General features: G+C 42.6%; 20 protein-coding genes. 17 read left to right on the top strand and 3 right to left on the bottom strand.

Annotation, left to right across the window (positions count from 1 at the left end; all coding sequences use genetic code 11):
- Window positions 1-37: 37 nt before the first annotated feature.
- The 5 genes from OW255_RS12880 (at window position 38) to OW255_RS12860 (ending at window position 5,611) form a co-directional block, all read left to right on the top strand.
- A complete protein-coding gene (locus tag OW255_RS12880; protein WP_024835360.1) occupies window positions 38-1,561 on the top strand; it encodes a bifunctional ADP-dependent NAD(P)H-hydrate dehydratase/NAD(P)H-hydrate epimerase in 1,524 nt (507 codons plus the stop codon).
- A 7-nt stretch (window positions 1,562-1,568) separates the two neighbouring features.
- Window positions 1,569-2,756, top strand: coding sequence for an alanine racemase (gene alr, locus OW255_RS12875; RefSeq protein WP_024835361.1), 1,188 nt, complete (start codon window positions 1,569-1,571; stop codon window positions 2,754-2,756).
- A gap of 115 nt (window positions 2,757-2,871) precedes the next feature.
- Window positions 2,872-3,219 carry a type II toxin-antitoxin system PemK/MazF family toxin gene (locus tag OW255_RS12870; protein WP_024835362.1) on the top strand — a complete coding sequence of 116 codons (348 nt, stop codon included), beginning with the start codon at window positions 2,872-2,874 and terminating at the stop codon, window positions 3,217-3,219.
- A gap of 94 nt (window positions 3,220-3,313) precedes the next feature.
- Window positions 3,314-4,720, top strand: coding sequence for a hemolysin family protein (locus OW255_RS12865; protein ID WP_024835363.1), 1,407 nt, complete (start codon window positions 3,314-3,316; stop codon window positions 4,718-4,720).
- A gap of 162 nt (window positions 4,721-4,882) precedes the next feature.
- Entirely contained in the window at window positions 4,883-5,611 is a 729-nt protein-coding gene (locus OW255_RS12860) for a YebC/PmpR family DNA-binding transcriptional regulator (protein WP_024835364.1), read from the top strand.
- A 44-nt stretch (window positions 5,612-5,655) separates the two neighbouring features.
- Here OW255_RS12860 and OW255_RS20845 read toward each other — a convergent pair whose 3' ends face one another.
- Window positions 5,656-6,435 carry a PocR ligand-binding domain-containing protein gene (locus OW255_RS20845; protein WP_081752265.1) on the bottom strand — a complete coding sequence of 260 codons (780 nt, stop codon included), beginning with the start codon at window positions 6,433-6,435 and terminating at the stop codon, window positions 5,656-5,658.
- A gap of 187 nt (window positions 6,436-6,622) precedes the next feature.
- Here OW255_RS20845 and OW255_RS12845 point away from each other — a divergent pair, with 187 nt between their 5' ends.
- On the top strand, window positions 6,623-7,258 hold the full coding sequence (locus OW255_RS12845) for a GNAT family N-acetyltransferase (RefSeq protein ID WP_024835366.1): 636 nt from the start codon (window positions 6,623-6,625) through the stop codon (window positions 7,256-7,258).
- Between the two features lie 2 nt (window positions 7,259-7,260).
- Here OW255_RS12845 and OW255_RS12840 read toward each other — a convergent pair whose 3' ends face one another.
- Window positions 7,261-8,028: a GNAT family N-acetyltransferase gene (locus OW255_RS12840; RefSeq protein WP_024835367.1), complete on the bottom strand. Its 768-nt coding sequence runs from the start codon at window positions 8,026-8,028 to the stop codon at window positions 7,261-7,263.
- Between the two features lie 139 nt (window positions 8,029-8,167).
- On the opposite strand from OW255_RS12840, the gene pepF reads away from it, so the two are divergent.
- Window positions 8,168-9,952: an oligoendopeptidase F gene (gene pepF, locus OW255_RS12835; protein ID WP_024835368.1), complete on the top strand. Its 1,785-nt coding sequence runs from the start codon at window positions 8,168-8,170 to the stop codon at window positions 9,950-9,952.
- 34 nt (window positions 9,953-9,986) lie between these two features.
- Complete coding sequence (locus OW255_RS12830) at window positions 9,987-10,760, top strand: nitroreductase family protein (protein ID WP_024835369.1); 774 nt, start codon at window positions 9,987-9,989, stop codon at window positions 10,758-10,760.
- 63 nt (window positions 10,761-10,823) lie between these two features.
- On the opposite strand, the gene OW255_RS12825 is transcribed toward OW255_RS12830, so the two are convergent.
- A complete protein-coding gene (locus OW255_RS12825) occupies window positions 10,824-11,237 on the bottom strand; it encodes an Hsp20/alpha crystallin family protein (protein WP_024835370.1) in 414 nt (137 codons plus the stop codon).
- Between the two features lie 199 nt (window positions 11,238-11,436).
- On the opposite strand from OW255_RS12825, the gene OW255_RS12820 reads away from it, so the two are divergent.
- From OW255_RS12820 to OW255_RS12780, 9 genes are all read left to right on the top strand, one after another.
- On the top strand, window positions 11,437-12,093 hold the full coding sequence (locus OW255_RS12820) for a YkgJ family cysteine cluster protein (RefSeq protein ID WP_024835371.1): 657 nt from the start codon (window positions 11,437-11,439) through the stop codon (window positions 12,091-12,093).
- A 54-nt stretch (window positions 12,094-12,147) separates the two neighbouring features.
- Complete coding sequence (gene pyrF / locus OW255_RS12815) at window positions 12,148-13,065, top strand: orotidine-5'-phosphate decarboxylase (RefSeq protein ID WP_024835372.1); 918 nt, start codon at window positions 12,148-12,150, stop codon at window positions 13,063-13,065.
- A 9-nt stretch (window positions 13,066-13,074) separates the two neighbouring features.
- Window positions 13,075-13,851, top strand: a complete 777-nt coding sequence (locus OW255_RS12810) for a dihydroorotate dehydrogenase electron transfer subunit (protein ID WP_024835373.1) — start codon at window positions 13,075-13,077, stop codon at window positions 13,849-13,851.
- Entirely contained in the window at window positions 13,852-14,754 is a 903-nt protein-coding gene (locus OW255_RS12805) for a dihydroorotate dehydrogenase (protein WP_024835374.1), read from the top strand.
- A gap of 45 nt (window positions 14,755-14,799) precedes the next feature.
- A complete protein-coding gene (gene pyrE, locus OW255_RS12800) occupies window positions 14,800-15,474 on the top strand; it encodes an orotate phosphoribosyltransferase (RefSeq protein WP_024835544.1) in 675 nt (224 codons plus the stop codon).
- Window positions 15,475-15,486: 12 nt separating this feature from the next.
- Window positions 15,487-15,636 (top strand): hypothetical protein, encoded by a 150-nt coding sequence (locus OW255_RS12795; RefSeq protein ID WP_024835545.1) that lies wholly within the window; start codon window positions 15,487-15,489, stop codon window positions 15,634-15,636.
- A 78-nt stretch (window positions 15,637-15,714) separates the two neighbouring features.
- Window positions 15,715-16,206 (top strand): VanZ family protein, encoded by a 492-nt coding sequence (locus tag OW255_RS12790; protein WP_024835546.1) that lies wholly within the window; start codon window positions 15,715-15,717, stop codon window positions 16,204-16,206.
- Window positions 16,175-16,495: a hypothetical protein gene (locus tag OW255_RS12785; protein WP_024835547.1), complete on the top strand. Its 321-nt coding sequence runs from the start codon at window positions 16,175-16,177 to the stop codon at window positions 16,493-16,495. Before OW255_RS12790 ends, OW255_RS12785 begins: the two co-directional genes overlap by 32 nt.
- A 4-nt stretch (window positions 16,496-16,499) precedes the next feature.
- Window positions 16,500-18,584 carry an aminopeptidase gene (locus tag OW255_RS12780; protein WP_024835548.1) on the top strand — a complete coding sequence of 695 codons (2,085 nt, stop codon included), beginning with the start codon at window positions 16,500-16,502 and terminating at the stop codon, window positions 18,582-18,584.
- Window positions 18,585-18,609: the final 25 nt, after the last annotated feature.

The following is an 18,609-nucleotide window of genomic DNA, read 5'->3' as shown; positions in this document are numbered from 1 at the left end:
CCGGCTGTTTTCTATATGAAAGAAAGGTGAATGCATTTTGAGAAATCTGGTGACAGGAGATCAGATGAAAGAAGTGGATCGCTATACCATAGAAACCATTGGAATCCCTTCTCTGGTTCTTATGGAGCGGGCGGCTTTGGCCGTTGTCAGTGAGATAGAAGCACTGGTTAATAAGAAAAGCAATATCTGGGTTCTATGCGGCAATGGAAATAATGGCGGAGATGGCATTGCCGTTGCAAGGCTCCTTCATTTAAAAGGATACAAGATCTGGGCAATCCTGGCTGGAACGAGGGAGAGTGGTAGCAGAGAATGGCTGGCGCAGCTTGACATAGCCGAAAAGATTGGGGTCCAATTGGTAAACTTCCCGGAATTTCCCCCTGGAGAGTGCAATCTTTTTGTAGATGCACTGTTTGGCGTTGGTCTTAACCGGGAGGTACTTGGTACCTATAAGGAAATTATGGAAAAGGTCATCACTTACGGACCTGAAATTACGGTAGCAGTGGATATTCCCTCCGGTATACATTCAGATTCAGGACAGATTATGGGGACAGCGTTACGGGCTGATGTGACGGTCACCTTTGGTTTTGAGAAGCTTGGAACCATGCTATATCCAGGAAAAGGCTACAGTGGCAGGGTTGTGGTAGCGGACATCGGTTTTCCTGCTCAAAGTCTTTCCGCCATAAGGCCAAGTTTTTTTACCTTTGAATCTGGGGATACAAAGGAAATTCCTTTGCGTCCTGCCTATTCCAACAAAGGCAGCTTCGGCAAGGTCCTGGTCGTAGCGGGAGGGCGTAATATGAGCGGTGCAGCCTACTTAAGCGCCCTTGCAGCTTACCGGACCGGGGCGGGCCTTGTGAAGATATTTACAATAGAAGAAAACCGTACAATTCTTCAGTCGGGGCTTCCGGAGGCGATTATTGCAACGTATGACCCGGAGGAAGCAGAGGCAGATACGGCCTCTTTTAAGGAACTATTGAAAAAACAGTGTGAGTGGGCCAGTGTCATCGTTCTTGGGCCTGGACTTGGGCGTGAGCCTTATGTAAAGAATCTGGTGGAAGAGGTGCTTACAAACGCCTATGTCCCGATTATCCTGGATGCAGATGGACTGGGTGCCATTGCCGATCATCCGGATCTGACCGGATATTTCACTGAAAATATTATAGTGACGCCCCACCTTGGGGAGATGGCAAGACTGACCGGAAGCTCGGTGGAGGCCATAAAGAAGAATCTAATCGCAGCAGCCAGGGAATATGCAGACCGTTTTGGCATCACCTGTGTATTAAAGGATGCCGTGACCATAGGCGCGTTAAAGGATCAGAGGACCTATGTAAATTCCTCTGGAAACAGTGCCATGGCAAAAGCAGGATCCGGTGATGTTTTAACAGGGATCATAGCCGGGCTTTTAGCTCTTGGGCTTGAGGAATCCGATGGGGCAGCTTTGGGGGTCTGGCTTCATGGGCGGGCCGGAGATGCCGTGCGGGAAAAATACGGAAGTTACAGTCTTTTAGCAAGTCAGCTGACAGAAGAAATTTATACAATATTGCAGGAGCAAACGAGGTAACAGGAAGATGAGATTATATGGCAGGGTTTTTGAAACGGTGGATTTGGATGCAGTCAGGCACAATATGGAGGCCATGAGAGCAAATCTGACAGAAGGAACGAAGATGATCGGCGTTGTGAAGTCAGATGGTTATGGACACGGATCGGTTCCTGTTGCCATGGCAATCGACCCTTATGTGTGGGGATATGCAGTCGCTACCGTAGAGGAAGGGGTTATTCTAAGAAAGCACGGCATTGAAAAGCCCATTCTGGTGCTTGGTGTCGTTCCTGCTGACGGCTACGACCTTTTGGTTGAGTACAAAATTGCATCGGCAGTGTTTCAATATAAAAGAGCCAGCCTCCTTTCAGAAGCAGCTCTGAGGGCAGGGAAAAAAGCTGTCATTCATTTAGTGGTGGATACTGGTATGAGCCGGATCGGACTTCCTGTAACGGAGGAAGCTGCCGACGAGGCGGTGAAGATAAAAAGTCTTTCAGGGATTGAAGTGGAAGGATTGTTCACTCATTTTGCAAAGGCAGATGAGACAGATAAAACGGCTACCAACAGGCAGATGGAATCGTACCGGAAATTTACAGACCTTCTTTTGGAAAGAGGGGTTGAAATTCCCATCCTTCACTGTTCCAACAGTGCAGGCATCCTGGATCTACCAGCTGCTAATTTCCATGCGGTCCGGGCCGGCATCTCTATTTATGGCCTTTATCCTTCCCATGAGGTTGACAAAGAGACCGTAAAGCTTAGACCTGTCATGGGGTTAAAAAGCGTCGTTACTTACATAAAAACAATTGCACCAGGTACAGCCGTAAGCTATGGAGGCACCTTTGTTGCGGATAAAGAAATGGTGATAGCCACCATACCCGTTGGATATGGGGACGGGTATCCCAGGAATCTTTCCGGTAAAGGTGAGGTACTGATCCGGGAGCAGAGAGCCAGAATTCTTGGAAGGGTGTGCATGGATCAGTTCATGGTTGATGTCACAGACATTGAAGGCGTGGAGGAAGATGACGAAGCTGTTTTGATTGGGAAACACGGAGAGAATGAGATTACCGTAGAGGACATAGCAGAAGCCTGCGGTGGATTTCATTACGAAATTTTATGTGATATCGGCAAACGGGTCCCGAGAGTCTATATTCAGGGAGGCGAGGTCGTAGGTACCAAGGATTATTTTGATGATATTTATAAAGGGTTTCAAAAGGTGTGATAACAAACTCCATGTCCAAAACATATCATAAGGTATGCGGTGGAAAAACTTAAGTGTATACACGAGTCAAAGAAGGTCAATAATAGACTTAAATAAATTGACGGAGTGTGAGAATGTGATAATCAGACGTGGAGACATCTATTATGCCGATCTAAGACCGGTGGTAGGTTCTGAACAAGGCGGTATTCGCCCAGTTCTTATTATACAGAATGACATAGGGAATAAGCACAGCCCAACGGTGATCTGTGCAGCGATTACTTCCAGAATGAACAAGGCTAAGCTCCCCACCCATGTGGAGCTCGATACAAAAAAATGCGACATGATTAAAGATTCGGTAATTCTTCTAGAGCAGCTGCGCACCATTGACAAGCAGAGGCTGAAAGAGAAGATTTGCCATATCGATGAAGAACTTCAGCAGGAAGTGGACTGTGCATTGAGGGTCAGCCTGGAACTGGGTACATAGTTCATTATTGACGGAATGCTGATAAAATGGTATATTTTTAATTAGTTGCATGAAAAATACGAATGATAATGAACAAAAGGAGTCGATAGTTAGAATGGACGATGGCAATCCGCTTATACGCGTGATTATTTTTATTGCTTTTATCGTATTAGACGCAATATTTTATGGTTTTGGAGCAGCAATCCAAAATGTGAATTCAAGCGAACTGGAGCACCAGATGGAGAATGGGAGTGAAAAGGCCAGGAAGCTGTTACATATTGTTAACAGACCAACGCCTTTCGTAAATACCATTCAGATTACTACTAATTTAATCGGTATGATTACCGGAGCCTTTGTACTGGAAGAGCTGGGAGCTAACTTAGAGAATATTTTAATTGGAAATCATGCATTTCCTGGAAAGTGGATCTCTCTTTTAAGTCTTTTTGTAGTGGCATTGGCACTGATTGTAATGCTCATCAGCTTTGGCATCATTATACCGAAACGCTGTGCAGCAAAGAATCCAGAAAAGTGGGGATTTGGTCTTTTGCCGGTAGTAAGCATCCTTATGATTCCGGTCAGGCCAGTGGCCTGGCTTGCAAACCTGGTAGCATTTTTTGTCTTGAAACTGCTTGGAATCGGTATGGCAAATGATAATGAGAACGTTACAGAAGAGGACATCATGTCTATGGTTAACGAGGGTCATGAGCAAGGCGTGTTAGAGGCCAGGGAAGCGGAGATGATTACCAACATCTTTGAGCTAAACGACAAAGAGGCCGGTGATATCATGACTCATAGAAAAAGCCTTGTGGCTTTGGATGGAGATATGCCCCTTCGGGAAGCAGTTGATTTTATTCTCAAGGAAGGGCTTAATTCCCGTTATCCCATCTACAGAAAAGATGTGGATGACATCATTGGTATCCTTCATATGAAAGATGCCCTAATTGCCGTGGAGCACAGAAAGAATGTGTCCCGGAAGCTGTGGGAGATAGAAGGTCTTTTGCGAGAGGCTGTCTTTATTCCGGAAACCAGAAATATCAACGAACTGTTTAAAGAGATGCAGTCCGAGAAAATTCATATGGTAATTGTGGTAGATGAGTATGGCCAGACGGCAGGTATCGTTACCATGGAAGATATTCTGGAAGAAATTGTAGGCAATATTTTAGATGAATATGATTTGGATGAGGAGTATATTATTCCTTCCGAGGATGGTTCCTATATCATGAATGGTATGACGCTTCTGGAAGATGTGGAAAAGGCATTGGATATTGAATTTGAGGAAGAGGATTTTGATTCCTACGATACCATAAGCGGCCTTTTGATTTCAAAGCTGGACCGAATCCCTCAGGAGGGAGAACAGACGGAGGTATCAATTCTTGGATACCGGTTTAAGATTCTCCAGGTGAAAAATAAAATCATTCAGTCAATTCTGGTCCGGAAAGAAGAAACCGATGAGCCTAAGGCAGAAGAGGATTCGTTAAATAAGATGGAAACAGAGAAGGAACATTCCGAAGCTCTGACTTAATACTTGCACAGTCTCCAGAGAATTCCCGCTGTTATGCAGGAACTCCCGGAGACTGTGCATTATTTTTTCTTGCCAGATGAAATAATAAGTGCTAAAATAGAAAAGATGTATTTTCTGAAAAATAAAGGACGAAATAGAGAAAGAAAAGGAGTGCTTTAAACAATGTCAGGACATTCAAAGTTCGCAAATATCAAACACAAAAAAGAGAGAAACGATTCTGCAAAAGGTAAGATCTTTACTGTCATCGGCAGGGAGATTGCAGTTGCAGTAAAAGAAGGCGGACCAGACCCTGCAAACAATAGTAGGCTCCGTGACGTGATTGCAAAGGCCAAGGCTAACAATATGCCGAATGATACCATTGACCGCGGAATCAAAAAAGCGGCTGGTGATGCTGGTACTGTCAACTATGAAACCATTACATACGAAGGTTACGGCCCCAATGGAGTCGCAATTATCGTAGATACATTGACAGACAATAAAAACCGTACGGCGGCAAATGTAAAGAATGCATTTACTAAGGGCGGCGGTAATGTAGGAACACCAGGTTGTGTTTCCTTTATGTTTGATAAAAAAGGTCAGATTATTATAGATAAAGAAGAATGTGATATGGATCCGGATGAGCTTATGATGATCGCTCTGGATGCTGGCGCCGAAGACTTCTCTGAGGAAGAGGACAGCTTTGAAGTAGTAACTGCACCAGAAGAGTTCAGTGCGGTTAGAGAAGCGCTGGAGGCAGCGAAAATTCCTATGGTTGAAGCAGATATCACCATGATTCCTCAGACCTGGGCCGAGCTTACCGATGAAGATTCCATTAAGAAGATGAACCGAATTTTAGACCTTCTTGATGCGGAAGATGATGTACAGGCGACCTATCATAACTGGGACGAATAAATAAGAATAGAAGGAGCGGGAAAACAAAGTTTTCCCGCTCTTTCCTATATGGTACCAGTTAACTTACTAACAGACGTGTTTATGGATCCAACCAGCTCATGAATTCTCTGGTAGACACCTCCTGAGTTTTTTGAGATTTCACCAAACTCCCTTGCGACCACAGCAAATCCTACTCCAGCCTCCCCGGCTCTTGCGGCTTCAATGGAGGCGTTTATGGATAGTATATTTTCCATGGAGGCAACCTTTTGCAGATCCCGGGTCTTTTCTGTGACTTCATCCAATGATTTTTGAATATGTTCAATTTCCACATCGAGAATATCGTTTCTTTTTTGCGTTACTGTTTTCATGTATTCTAAGTTGACCAGCTGATTTACTACATTGCCAAGCATCTCTGCAGATGCCCGAATCATGGATTCCGAACGAACCGGAACCTTTTTTAAAGCAGCCAGGTAATCGTTTTCTGGTATGCCAAGCTCTCTGGCAATATCCCTGAATTTGTTTTCATCTGGAACTCCTGGTAAAACTTGTCCCCCGATAATGGCTCCAGCTTTCTCTCCATGAACGATGATATCTGTGGAAAAATCCATCAGCCCTGCATGGCAGTAATAAGTGCCGCTTCCTTCTGCGTCACATTTCTGACACCGCTTTGCCCCTTCTTCATTCTTTCTGGTATGCTTCATGCAAAAATCTGTGAAATTACTTCCCTTGGTTAGGTATTTGCCTTCTCCATCCACTGCGATGGCTGCCAGACCCGTGGCCTCGGAAAACTGATCCTGGATTTTTTGAAGCGCATCAAGATCAATAAATTTTCTTAAGTCTATCATATGTATTCCCCGCCTTCTCCTATAAGAATTGGAAACGATTGTAAATATTATTATATAATATTAGTAGAGTAAATACAAGTAAGGAAGATGGAATATAGTTTGTAAAAACCCATGGAACAAGGCAAACGATTGTGCTGCAATCGACCGTGTCAAAAGTAGTAAAAAGAAGAAAAAGAGGCGTAAGACTATGGACAGTGACCGATTGTACCGGGTAAAAAAAGTTGATGTGGACAAATTAAAGGAACTGCTTACGGAATGCTTTGGATCCGATCCTCTCTATAGCAGGCTTATTCCTGATAAGGAGACAAGAGACCGCTTACTGCCGGAGCTGTTCGCCTGCGATATGGAAGAATTTCTTCTTACCTGTGAGATTTATGCAGACAGCGAAGAAATTCATGGCATTATCGTAGTGGAGGATGAATCAGAATCCTTTCATTCCTTAAAACGTTATGTCTCGGAGGCCCTGGCATATGTAAAGACAAAAGGGTATCTGATTAAGGAGGACCCATCTCTTAAAACCTTGTGGAATTTCTTTCAGTTCAGGGATTATTTAAACTCCAAATGGACAGAAAAGCTCCATACCCAAAACAGGCTGCATATCATATATCTTGCGGTGAGACCTACCATGCAGCATCATGGCATTTCTGCCTTTCTGTTAAAGGAAACGATGGAATATGCGGATAAGAACAAGCTAATAATCACCCTGGAAACCCATAACGAGGGGAATGTTTCTTATTATCAGCATTTTGGCTTTGAACTATATGAAGTAGTTGAAAAGCAATTTAACTTAAAACAGTATTGCTTGATTCGTTATCATAATTGAGTTTAATATACATAATAGGACAGGCTTTCAGTGATCTGAAATCCTGCTTTTTTATAGAGTGAAATGGCTGGCTTGTTAAGACCGGAAACCTGGAGAAACAACTTTTTGTATCGTCTTGCATTGGGATGGGCAAAATACGTATCTAAAAAAAGAGAAAGGCAGGCACTTCCCAGCCCCTGGTTTCTATAAGGTTCTGATATTTCAAAACCATAAAAATAAGCTCCATGTTCCAGAGCGTCGAGACAGCAGGAACCCACCTGCTTTCCATCAAGCAAAAAGACGCACTGAATCGGGGTCTCTTCCGGAGAAGAGGCAATGGAGAGGGAGAGGGCATCAAAAGAAGACCCCTCTTTTAGACGGCTTGTCTTTATGGATTGGGTCAGCGGTAGTTCCATGATGTGTTCCTGATACCAAAAGGAAGCATCCATGGCTTGTAATGCGTGGATGGTATCCTTACAGGATTCATCTACGGGGAAAATCAAATCACTGTCTCCTGTTTCATCTAAAAGCGTTTCGATCAGCTTGGTAAAATATCCTTTTTGTCTGTGTCCGGGGTGAGTGAATCCACTGCATTCATAATCCATATTTTCGGTAAAAAATGCACAGAGGACGGATAAGAGGGTTTCTTCGTCGTATAATAAGAAGTAAATACAATCTTCTTCCATTGGAAGTGTCAGAGAAATATGATCATGGCTTCTGCAAACTTCCTGTAGCGTGATTGCATCATTTTTTTGTGTTTGACTGGGGGCATTGGTGCGGATTACATTCATATCATGGCTCCTGATTTGTTTTCCTATAGTATAATACAAAAAAACATGAAAATTCAATGAAATATTTCCATATTTCCAGTTGTTTCTTTGAAATATGGGTGATAGAATAAACACAAGTAAAGCAGTTGGAGGGATATCATTGAAAAAGAGAGATGAAATACCGGTAAGCGACACCTGGAACCTGGCGGATATATTGCCGTCTGAAACAGCCTGGGAGGATTTATTCCGTGAAACAGAGCAGGCAATTGCAGGTTATAAAAAATATGAAGGACATCTTGCAGATTCCGGCGAGATGCTTTTTTCCTGTCTGAAATTTGACGAGGAGGTATCCTTAAAGATAGAGACTCTGTTCGTATATGGAAAGCAGAAGTCAGATGAAGATACAGGGAATGCAAGATATCAGGAATTTGCAGCAAAAGCAAGAGCCTTATCCTATCAGGCGGCCAGTCTTTCTGCTTTTCTAGTACCTGAGATATTGACAATTCCAGAAAATACCCTTCGGGAATACCAGGAGAATATACCGGAGCTAAAGCGTTATAAAAGAACCCTGGAAATTATTATGAAAAAGAAGGAGCATACCTTATCCGCTGCGGAAGAGGCCCTTCTTGCAAAATCCCTGGAAGCGACGTCAGGGGCATCTGATATTTTCAATATGTTCAATAATGCAGATGCCAAATTCCCTGAGATTCTTGATGAGAACCAGGAACCGGTTAAAATTACCCACGGTAACTATATCGCCCTTATGGAAAAACAGGACAGAAGCGTGCGAAAGTCAGCATTTGAGGCGCTTTACAGTGTTTATAGGCAGTTTGGAAATACACTTGCGTCTACCTTTTTTTCCAATGTAAAAAAGGCAGCTTTTTATGCATCTGCAAGAAATTACTCATCGTCAAGGGCACATTCCCTATCCGAGAATGAAATACCGGAAGAAGTCTATGACAATTTGATTAAGGCTGTAAGGGAAGGGATTTCCTATCTTCATGAGTACGTCTCCATTCGTAAGGAAGCTCTCGGAGTAGATGAACTTCATATGTATGATTTATACGTGCCCATGGTATCTTTGGAAGAAAAGAAAATATCCTTTGACGAAGCGAAAACCATGGTTCTGGAGGGACTAAAGCCTTTGGGAGAGGAATATCTGGCTCTTTTAAAAGAAGGATTTGATAACCGATGGATCGATGTGTATGAGAATGAAGGAAAGAGAAGCGGAGCTTATTCCTGGGGAGTTTATGGAATCCATCCTTATGTTCTCCTTAATTTTAATGGAACCTTAGACAGCGTATTTACCCTGGCTCATGAGATGGGGCATGCACTTCATAGCTGGTTTTCGGATAAAAATCAGTCCTATGTGGATGCAGGTTATAAGATTTTTGTTGCAGAGGTGGCTTCCACCTGTAATGAAGCTCTCTTAATCCGCCACCTTTTAGATACAACGAAAGATAAGAGTGAGCGTGCTTATCTGGTAAATCATTTTATGGATAGCTTCCGTGGAACCCTTTACCGTCAGGCAATGTTTGCGGAGTTTGAGGCTGAGACCCATCGCCTTGTAAAAGAGGGGCAGATACTGACGGCGGATCTTCTTGGTCAGACATACCATAAGCTCAATGAATTTTATTTTGGTCCGGATATGGTGGTTGATCCCGAGATTGATTACGAATGGTCCAGAATTCCTCATTTCTATACGCCATTTTATGTATATCAGTATGCTACAGGCTTTTCTGCTGCTGTAGCCATCAGCAGCAAGATCCTTTCCGGGGATCAGGAAGTAATTGAGGGTTATTTTAAATTTTTAAGCGGCGGAAATTCCATGACTCCCATAGACTTATTAAAGCTTTGCGGGGTGGATATGTCCACAGCAGAGCCGGTAAAGGATGCGCTTTTGGTATTTGCCGGGCTATTAAAAGAAATGAGAGGGCTGATTTAGGTCCAATTGCTGGTTGGGAAAGAGGGGAGCAGGTATGAATCTTTATCAGATGATATTTAAAAGAAGATCCATCAGAAAATTTAAAAAGGAACAGATTCCGGAACAGCTTTTAAAGGATATACTTTATTTCGGAAACTGTGTATTGAAGCTTCATGCGGACATTTCAGTGAAAATGGAAATATGCGACAACCTGGATGGCCATCTTCCGGTAAAAGGCTTATGGAAAGTAGAGGCTCCCTATTATCTGGTATTTTATTCCGAGGAGAAAGAAGGGTATCTGACAAACGCAGGATATATTCTGGAGCCGATTCTCTTATATATGACAGGGAAAGGCATTGGATCCTGCTATCTGGGGAATACCAGAATCACTGGTCATGAGATGGAAGGGGTTAAGCAGGTCGTTGCAGTTGCTTTTGGCTATCCAAAAACACTTCTGTACCGGGATCCGGCTACGGCAAAGCGCTTACCATTAAAGGAACTTTGTGTATTTAAGGAAGAAATCGGTGAGCCAATGAAAAATATTTTAAAAGCAGCAAGGCTGTCTCCGTCGGCTATGAATAACCAGCCCTGGCGGTTTATTGTATACCACGACAGGATTTATATCTTTGCCTGCAGAGAATTTCTGCCTTCTGCGCCCTTAGTTTCCATGCGTGATATCAGTATCGGGATTATGCTGTCCCATCTAACCATTGCCGCGGAAGAGATGTGGATGAACATCAAGCTGGAAGCCGAAGAGACAATGCTTAAAAAGTCCTTTAAAAGCGGGACTTATGTTACGACTGCGTATGTCAAAGAATTCAACTGCTGATTATATGTTATCTCGTATAAAAAGGAGAAGGTCCGATGGTATGGACCTTCTCCTTTTGCATGCTTATTCAATTGGAATATATCGGTTTTCTTCAATTTCCTTAGGAGCTTCCTTGGGAAGCATAAGCTTTAAGATTCCGTTTTCAAACGATGCCTTGATATCTTCCTGTCTGATTTTGGTTCCTACGTAAAAGCTTCTTTTTAAAGAACTGTGATACCGTTCTCTGCGGATATAGTTCTTTTCTTCGTCGGAGTTATTTTCTGAATTGTTTTCAGCAAGGATGGTGAGATACCCATCTTTTAGCTCTGCCTTTACCATTTCCTTCTGAAAGCCAGGCAGTTCCATATCTATAACATAATGGTCACCGCCGTCTTCAATATCGGTTTTCATTAAGGATTGCTTGTTGAAGTATGCATCTGTAAAAAACGGATCATTGAAAAAGTCATCAAATAAATTGTTTCTTCTGGATAATAACATATCAGTTCCTCCTTTTCATTCGATAGATGCAGCACCACTCATTGGTGTTTTCTATTTGTTATATATGTAATATAACACACATTGTTAGCACTGTCAACAGGTGAGTGCTAATATTTTTCATTGAAACTACGTTGCTAGTATGAATAGAAAATGATAAAATAACCATGTTTGAAATATTTTAAAGTGAGGAATGGGATCCATGAAACGGGAAGTTGACTTAAATGAGATTTCCGATGGGAAATTATATGGCATAAATGATATGGTAAAGGCAGACTGCAAGGATTGCAGGGGCTGTTCTGACTGCTGTCAGGGGATGGGACAATCTGTCACCCTGGATCCTCTTGATTGTTACCGTTTGTGTGAGAATCTATCCTGTACCATGGAAGCATTGCTTCAGGATAAGCTTGAATTAAATGTAGTTGATGGAATCGTACTTCCCAATCTAAAAATGGCAGGTGAGGATGAACGATGCAGTTTCCTAAATCATGAGGGAAGATGCAGCATCCATAGCTTCCGTCCTGGAATCTGCCGTCTGTTTCCCTTAGGCAGGGTTTACGGGGAACAGGAAATGAAGTATATTCTCCAATTGCATGAGTGCAGAATGGAAGAGCGGACAAAGGTCAAGGTAAAAAAGTGGCTGGATACATCTGATGTAAAACAGTACGAAGCCTTTGTGCTAAAATGGTATCATTATTTGAAACATTTAGAAAAACGCATCAAGACAGAAAATGACCCATCCTTTGCTAATCAGGTGAGCATGTATGTGTTAAAAAACTTTTATTTGATACCCTATCAAATGGAACAGGATTTTTATAGTCAGTTTGAAAGAAGGCTTGAAGCGAGTACCTTCTTATGATAGAATTGGTAAGAATAGAGAATAATAAGAATAAATGGAACCCAGGAGGAGACAATGATCAGGCAATTAATTGAAAAAATCCAGAAGACAAAGGCACCAATCTGTGTAGGACTTGACCCCATGCTTGACTATATACCGGAACATGTCTTAAGTAAGGCATTGGAAGAGTTTGGTGAGACTCTGGAAGGTGCTGCAGAAGCAATCTGGCAGTATAATAAAGAAATTATAGATCATGTATACGATTTAATCCCCTCCGTAAAGCCTCAGATTGCCATGTATGAACAGTTTGGCATTGAAGGATTGCAGGCTTATGTAAAAACAGTAAATTATTGTCAGGAAAAAGGCCTTCTTGTGATTGGCGATGCAAAACGAGGCGATATCGGTTCTACTTCATCTGCTTATGCTACGGCTCATATTGGTAAAGTACAGGTAGGAAGCAATCGTTTCACCGCATTTGGGACAGATTTTCTTACCATCAATCCGTATCTGGGAACTGATGGCGTGAAACCTTTTGTGGACGTATGTAAGGAAGAGGACAAGGGACTTTTTGTTCTTGTTAAGACCTCCAATCCCTCCAGTGGAGAATTTCAGGACCGGCTGATTGATGGACGTCCTTTGTATGAGATGGTAGCCGAAAAGGTAGTAGAATGGGGTGCCCAGTCCATGGACGGAACCTACAGCAACGTAGGCGCAGTGGTAGGAGCCACTTATCCCGAGATGAGCAGAATTCTCCGTAAGCTTATGCCCAATACTTATTTTCTGGTTCCAGGCTATGGTGCCCAGGGCGGAACTGCTGAGGATTTAAAACCTTGTTTTAATGAAGATGGATTAGGCGCTGTGGTAAATTCCTCCAGAGGAATCATCGCTGCATATAAGCAGGATAAATATAAGAAATATGGTGCAGAGCACTTTGGTGAGGCCTCAAGGCAGGCAGTCATCGATATGGTAACAGACATCAACCGGGTATTATAGGGGGACATCATGGCGAAAGTAATGGAATCAGCAAGAGTCGCCAGTCAGGATAAGCTGGCTGATGGCGTATACAGCATGTGGATTGAAACAGAGAAGTTTGCAAAAGAAGCAGTACCAGGCCAGTTTATTTCTTTGTATACAAAGGATAATTCCAAACTTCTGCCCCGTCCCATCAGTATTTGTGAGATTGACAGGGAAAAGGGCCTGATCCGAATTGTATACCGGGTGTTAGGCAGTGGTACAGAGGAATTCTCCTATTATAAAGAAGGGGATTATGCAGAGATCCTTGGCCCCCTGGGCAATGGTTTCCCTCTGGAACCCGGGGCAGCAGGAAAACGGGCATTCATCATAGGCGGAGGAATTGGAATCCCTCCTATGCTGGAGCTGTCTAAGCATCTTGCCTGTGAAAAACAGATTATTCTTGGTTACCGGGACACCATGTTCCTGGAAGATGAATTCACTCCTTATGGTACCACCTTTGTAGCCACAGAAGATGGCAGTCAGGGAACAAAAGGGAATGTACTGGACGCAGTGAGAGAGCATGGCCTGAGCGCAGATGTAATTTTTGCCTGTGGGCCAACCCCCATGTTAAAAGCGATAAAGGCATATGCCATGGAGAACGAAATTGAGTGCTATCTCTCTTTGGAGGAACGTATGGCATGTGGTATCGGTGCGTGTCTGGCCTGTGTCTGCAAAAGCAGTGAGGTGGATGAGCATTCCATGGTTCATAATAAGCGGGTCTGCAAAGACGGCCCGGTATTCCGGGCAGAGGAGGTAGACTTTTAGATGAATACAAAAGTAAATCTGGCTGGAATTGAACTGAAAAATCCTGTTATGACAGCTTCTGGAACCTTTGGCTCAGGGGAAGAGTACAGTGAGATGTTTGATTTAAGTCATCTTGGTGCTGTCGTCACAAAAGGCGTTGCAAATGTGCCCTGGCCGGGCAATCCTACGCCAAGAATCGCGGAAACATATGGCGGTATGCTCAATGCCATTGGACTTCAAAATCCTGGTATGGAGGTTTTTGCTCAAAGAGACATTCCGTTTTTAAAGAAGTATGATACAAAGATAATCGTCAATGTCTGCGGAAAGACAACAGAAGATTATCTTGCAGTAGTGGAGCGGCTTTCTGAGGAGCCGGTGGATATGCTGGAGATAAATATCTCCTGTCCCAATGTGAAGGAGGGCGGAATCGCCTTCGGACAGGATCCAAAAGCAGTGGAAGCCATTACCCGTGACGTAAAAAAGTATGCGAAGCAGCCGGTTATCATGAAATTAAGTCCCAACGTGACTGATATTGGAGTCATGGCAAAAGCGGCAGAAGCTGGCGGTGCTGATGTTATTTCCCTTATTAACACATTGACTGGAATGAAGATCGATATTAACCGCCGTACCTTTTCTGTTGCCAATAAAACAGGCGGACTTTCCGGTCCCGCGATTAAACCCATTGCAGTCCGTATGGTATACCAGGCAGCCAATGCAGTGAAGATTCCAGTCATCGGTATGGGTGGTATTATGGATGCGAATGATGCCATCGAATTTATTCTGGCAGGAGCAACTGCGGTATCTGTAGGAACCGTCAATTTCAGAAATCCATATGCAGCCGAAGAGGTGGTTAAAGGCATTGAGGCTTATATGGAGCGATACGGTGTGAAAGATATTAAGGAACTGATCGGTGCTGTAAGGTAGATGACAGGAATTTAAGCAAGAACTTTTTGAATAGAGAGGATAAAAATGGAACAGTATAAACAGGAATTTATAGAATTTATGGTGGACAGCAATGTTCTTAAATTCGGCGACTTTACACTGAAAAGCGGAAGAAAATCGCCATTTTTTATGAATGCAGGTTCTTATGTAACAGGAGCCCAGTTAAAAAAACTGGGAGAATATTATGCAAAGGCCATACACGAAACCTTTGGCGATGATTTTGACGTATTATTCGGGCCTGCCTATAAAGGAATTCCCTTAAGTGTTGCTACGACCATTGCCTTTCATGAACTCTATGGCAAGGAAATTAAATATTGTTCCAACCGGAAAGAAGAAAAGGATCATGGCGATACAGGAATTCTTCTTGGAAGTCCTATAAAGGATGGGGACCGTGTGGTAATTATTGAAGATGTGACCACCTCTGGTAAATCCATTGAAGAAACATTTCCTATTATTAAGGCACAGGGAGATGTAGAAATATTAGGACTTATGGTTTCCCTAAACCGAATGGAAAAAGGAAAGGGTGATAAAAGCGCCCTTGATGAAATCCAGGAAAAGTATGGATTTAAGGCGTCAGCCATCGTTTCTATGGCAGAGGTCATCGAACATTTATACAATAGAGAATATGACGGTAAAATCATCATTGATGATGCTCTGAAAGCTGCGATTGATACTTATTATGAAATCTATGGAGTGAGATAAGGAGAGCCTGATATGGAAAGAGTTTACAAGACTATGAGAAATGTAGGAGCGTTAAGCCTTGGAGTTGGTATTGTTGTAACTGTAATTGGCCTTGCTGCAGGAATTATATCCATCATCAATGGAGCATTTCTACTGAAAAGAAAATCTGAAATCACATTCTAATGTTATTAAGTTTAGAGGAAGCTGTAGGAAACAATAGTTTTCCAGCAGCCTTTCTCTTTTTATAAAGATGGAGCTGTTATGATTAAAAATGCGACAAAGCGGCAGAAGATGGGCTGGGTAATCTTTTTAGTATACGTAATCTTTTTGGTCTACTTTCTGTTTTTTTCTGATTATTTCGGAAGAGGAAGTCATATCCGGGAAAATTACGCCTACAACCTGGTCCCATTCAAGGAGATACGGCGTTTTATTGTTTACCGAAAAGTGGTTGGACTGGAGTCTTTTCTTCTTAATATCGTAGGAAATATAGCAGGATTTATGCCGTTTGGTTTTTTCCTTCCTGTCATTAGCCGCAGGAGCCGCCGTTTTTTTAATACGGTACTTTTAAGCTTTCTTTTCAGCTTAAGTATTGAGACCATTCAGCTTGTGTTTAAAGTTGGCAGCTTTGATGTGGACGACATGATTTTAAACACGGCCGGAGGTATCCTCGGTTATATTCTGTATAAGATTGTGCAGCGCATAAGAGTAAGGAGGAAAAGGCGTGAAAAAGCAGAAAAAAGTATCCTACATTAGAAAGCCCTTTGCGAAAAAGAGCTTTCTGTCCCTGGGACTTTCTGTGGGAGCGCTGGTATTGGGAATCATTGGAATCACAAGCTCTGTAATGGCGGCAGGGCAGGCGCAGCTTAATGTTGCGGCTGTCTGCTTTTGCAGTTTGTTGATCTCTTTTTTTTCCATTGGTTACGGCGTCCTTTCCTTTTTTGAAAAGGAAAAGAAATATATACTGGCCCAGATTGGCATAGCAGTCAGTGCTGTCCTTGTCATTCTCTGGGTGGTACTCATTATAATAGGAATAAGGGGGTAGTACTATGGATTATCGCAAGATGTTTCAACAGGACAATGAAACTGTGATGGAACGTTTTGAACTGTCAATGGACAGAATTAAGGAAATTGTTTTAGAAGATACGGTGAAGGAACCATATCTGGATTATTTTAAAAAGACAGCTTCATTCATTCAGATGATAGGAGAATACTATCAGTTTTTGGAAGAAGGAAAGCAAAAGGCCGCTTCCATTGAGGAGTTAAAGACCTGGAATCATAAGCTGTATGAGGATATTTTCCCGGGAAATTATGAGCACAGCTATGCAGACCCAGCCTATGCGGCAGTCAAGCTGGGAGAAGAATATGGAAAGCTCCTTTCCTATTTGTATAAGGAAATACGGGGCGACATTATTTTTGTACACGAATACAGGCTTACAGATATCACCATCTTAAATGAAGCCTTTATAGAAATTTATAATATGTTTGAAGAAGAGGCTCCGGAGGTTTCTGCCATTAAGGAAGTTCTCTACTGGTTTGTCAGTGATTATACTGACCATACGGTTTCATATCGGATCAGGGAAAGCCTTGATCCCTCCTTATCCTATGCAGCGGATATTATTAAGGAGAATGATCTTAATGACCTTCGTTATCTCTATTACTTTGGAGATTATATTTCCGATTCGGAACTTAAGATAGCCGCTTACTTAAATTCACTTCCAGAGGAAAAAGTCCGCCTCATGGCAGACACTTACACCGAGGGTTATCGCAAGGGATTTGAGGTCATGGGCAGGGATTTATCAAAGAAAAAATCGGTACAGATCCGTTACGAGCTTGGATTTGAACGTATGATTAAATACGCCATGGAAAATTTTGAAAAGATGGGCCTTAAAATTATTCTCTGCCGTGCAGCCGTTTGGTCTGTAAATGTAAACGTGGGACGCAGAGGCGGATTTTTTGGAACGTCTGCCAACCGGCAGTATGATTACGATCACCGCTATGACAATGCTATCTATTTAAATAAAGCATTTAAGGACCGCAGAGCTGCTGTGATGAAGGTGGCCTATGAAACTTATAAGGACCTTGCTTCTGAGTTCGCAGGACCTGCAGTTATGGAGACCTTTGGAAAAGAAGGCTTTAAGCCAGTGAATAAAGCCGAGGCAAATATCCTTGATGCAAAGCAGGAAAAACTGGCGGCAGAGATGGCCAACGAATCTTCAAGAATCGTAAACCAGTTTGTCCGCGGAGATGAAATCAGTTTTACCATTATTGCGTTCCCTGTTCCTGAAATCGGAGAACGGTTTGAAGAGATTTTTGATGAGACCATTGCCATCAATACTCTGGATTATGAAAAGTATAAAGACCTTCAGCAGATTATCATCGATGCCCTTGACGAAGCGGAGTATGTGGAGGTGACCGGAAGCGGGGATAATAAGACTAACTTACGGGTGGCTCTTCACGCCCTTAATAACAGGGAAAAAGAAACCAATTTCGAGAACTGTGTGGCTGATGTGAATATCCCTCTGGGAGAAGTGTTCACGTCCCCAGTGCTTGCCGGTACAGAAGGTACGCTGTTTGTAAGTACAGTATACATTGGTGATTTTCAGTTTAAAGACCTTATGATGACCTTTGAAAACGGTATGATTAAGGATTATTCCTGTAGCAATTTTGAAGATCCAAGCCAGGGAAAAGCTTTGATAAAGCAGGTGATATTAAAGAATCACGAAACCCTTCCTATGGGAGAGTTTGCCATTGGAACCAATACCACGGCTTATAAGATGGCAAGAAAGTTTGGTATTCTGGATAAGCTTCCTATTTTAATTGTAGAGAAGATGGGACCTCATTTTGCAGTGGGAGATACGTGTTACAGCTGGTCAGAGGACAGTCCTGTGTATAATCCCAATGGAAAAGAAGTGATTGCCAGGGATAACGAAGTGTCAGAGCTTAGAAAGCTGGATTTAACAAAGGCGTATTATAGCTGTCACACGGATATTACCATTCCCTATGCAGAGCTGGATACCATTGAAACCGTAGCGAAAGATGGCAAAAGAGTTGCGATTATTAAGGACGGTAAGTTTGTGTTAGACGGAATTGAGGAGTTAAATCTTCCGTTATTAGAGGTTTCTCAGTCATAAATAATACAAACTGAACAAAAAAATA

The organism is Lacrimispora xylanolytica (assembly GCF_026723765.1).
Lineage (GTDB): Bacteria > Bacillota > Clostridia > Lachnospirales > Lachnospiraceae > Lacrimispora > Lacrimispora xylanolytica.
This window is presented reverse-complemented; position numbering and strand designations above follow the sequence as displayed.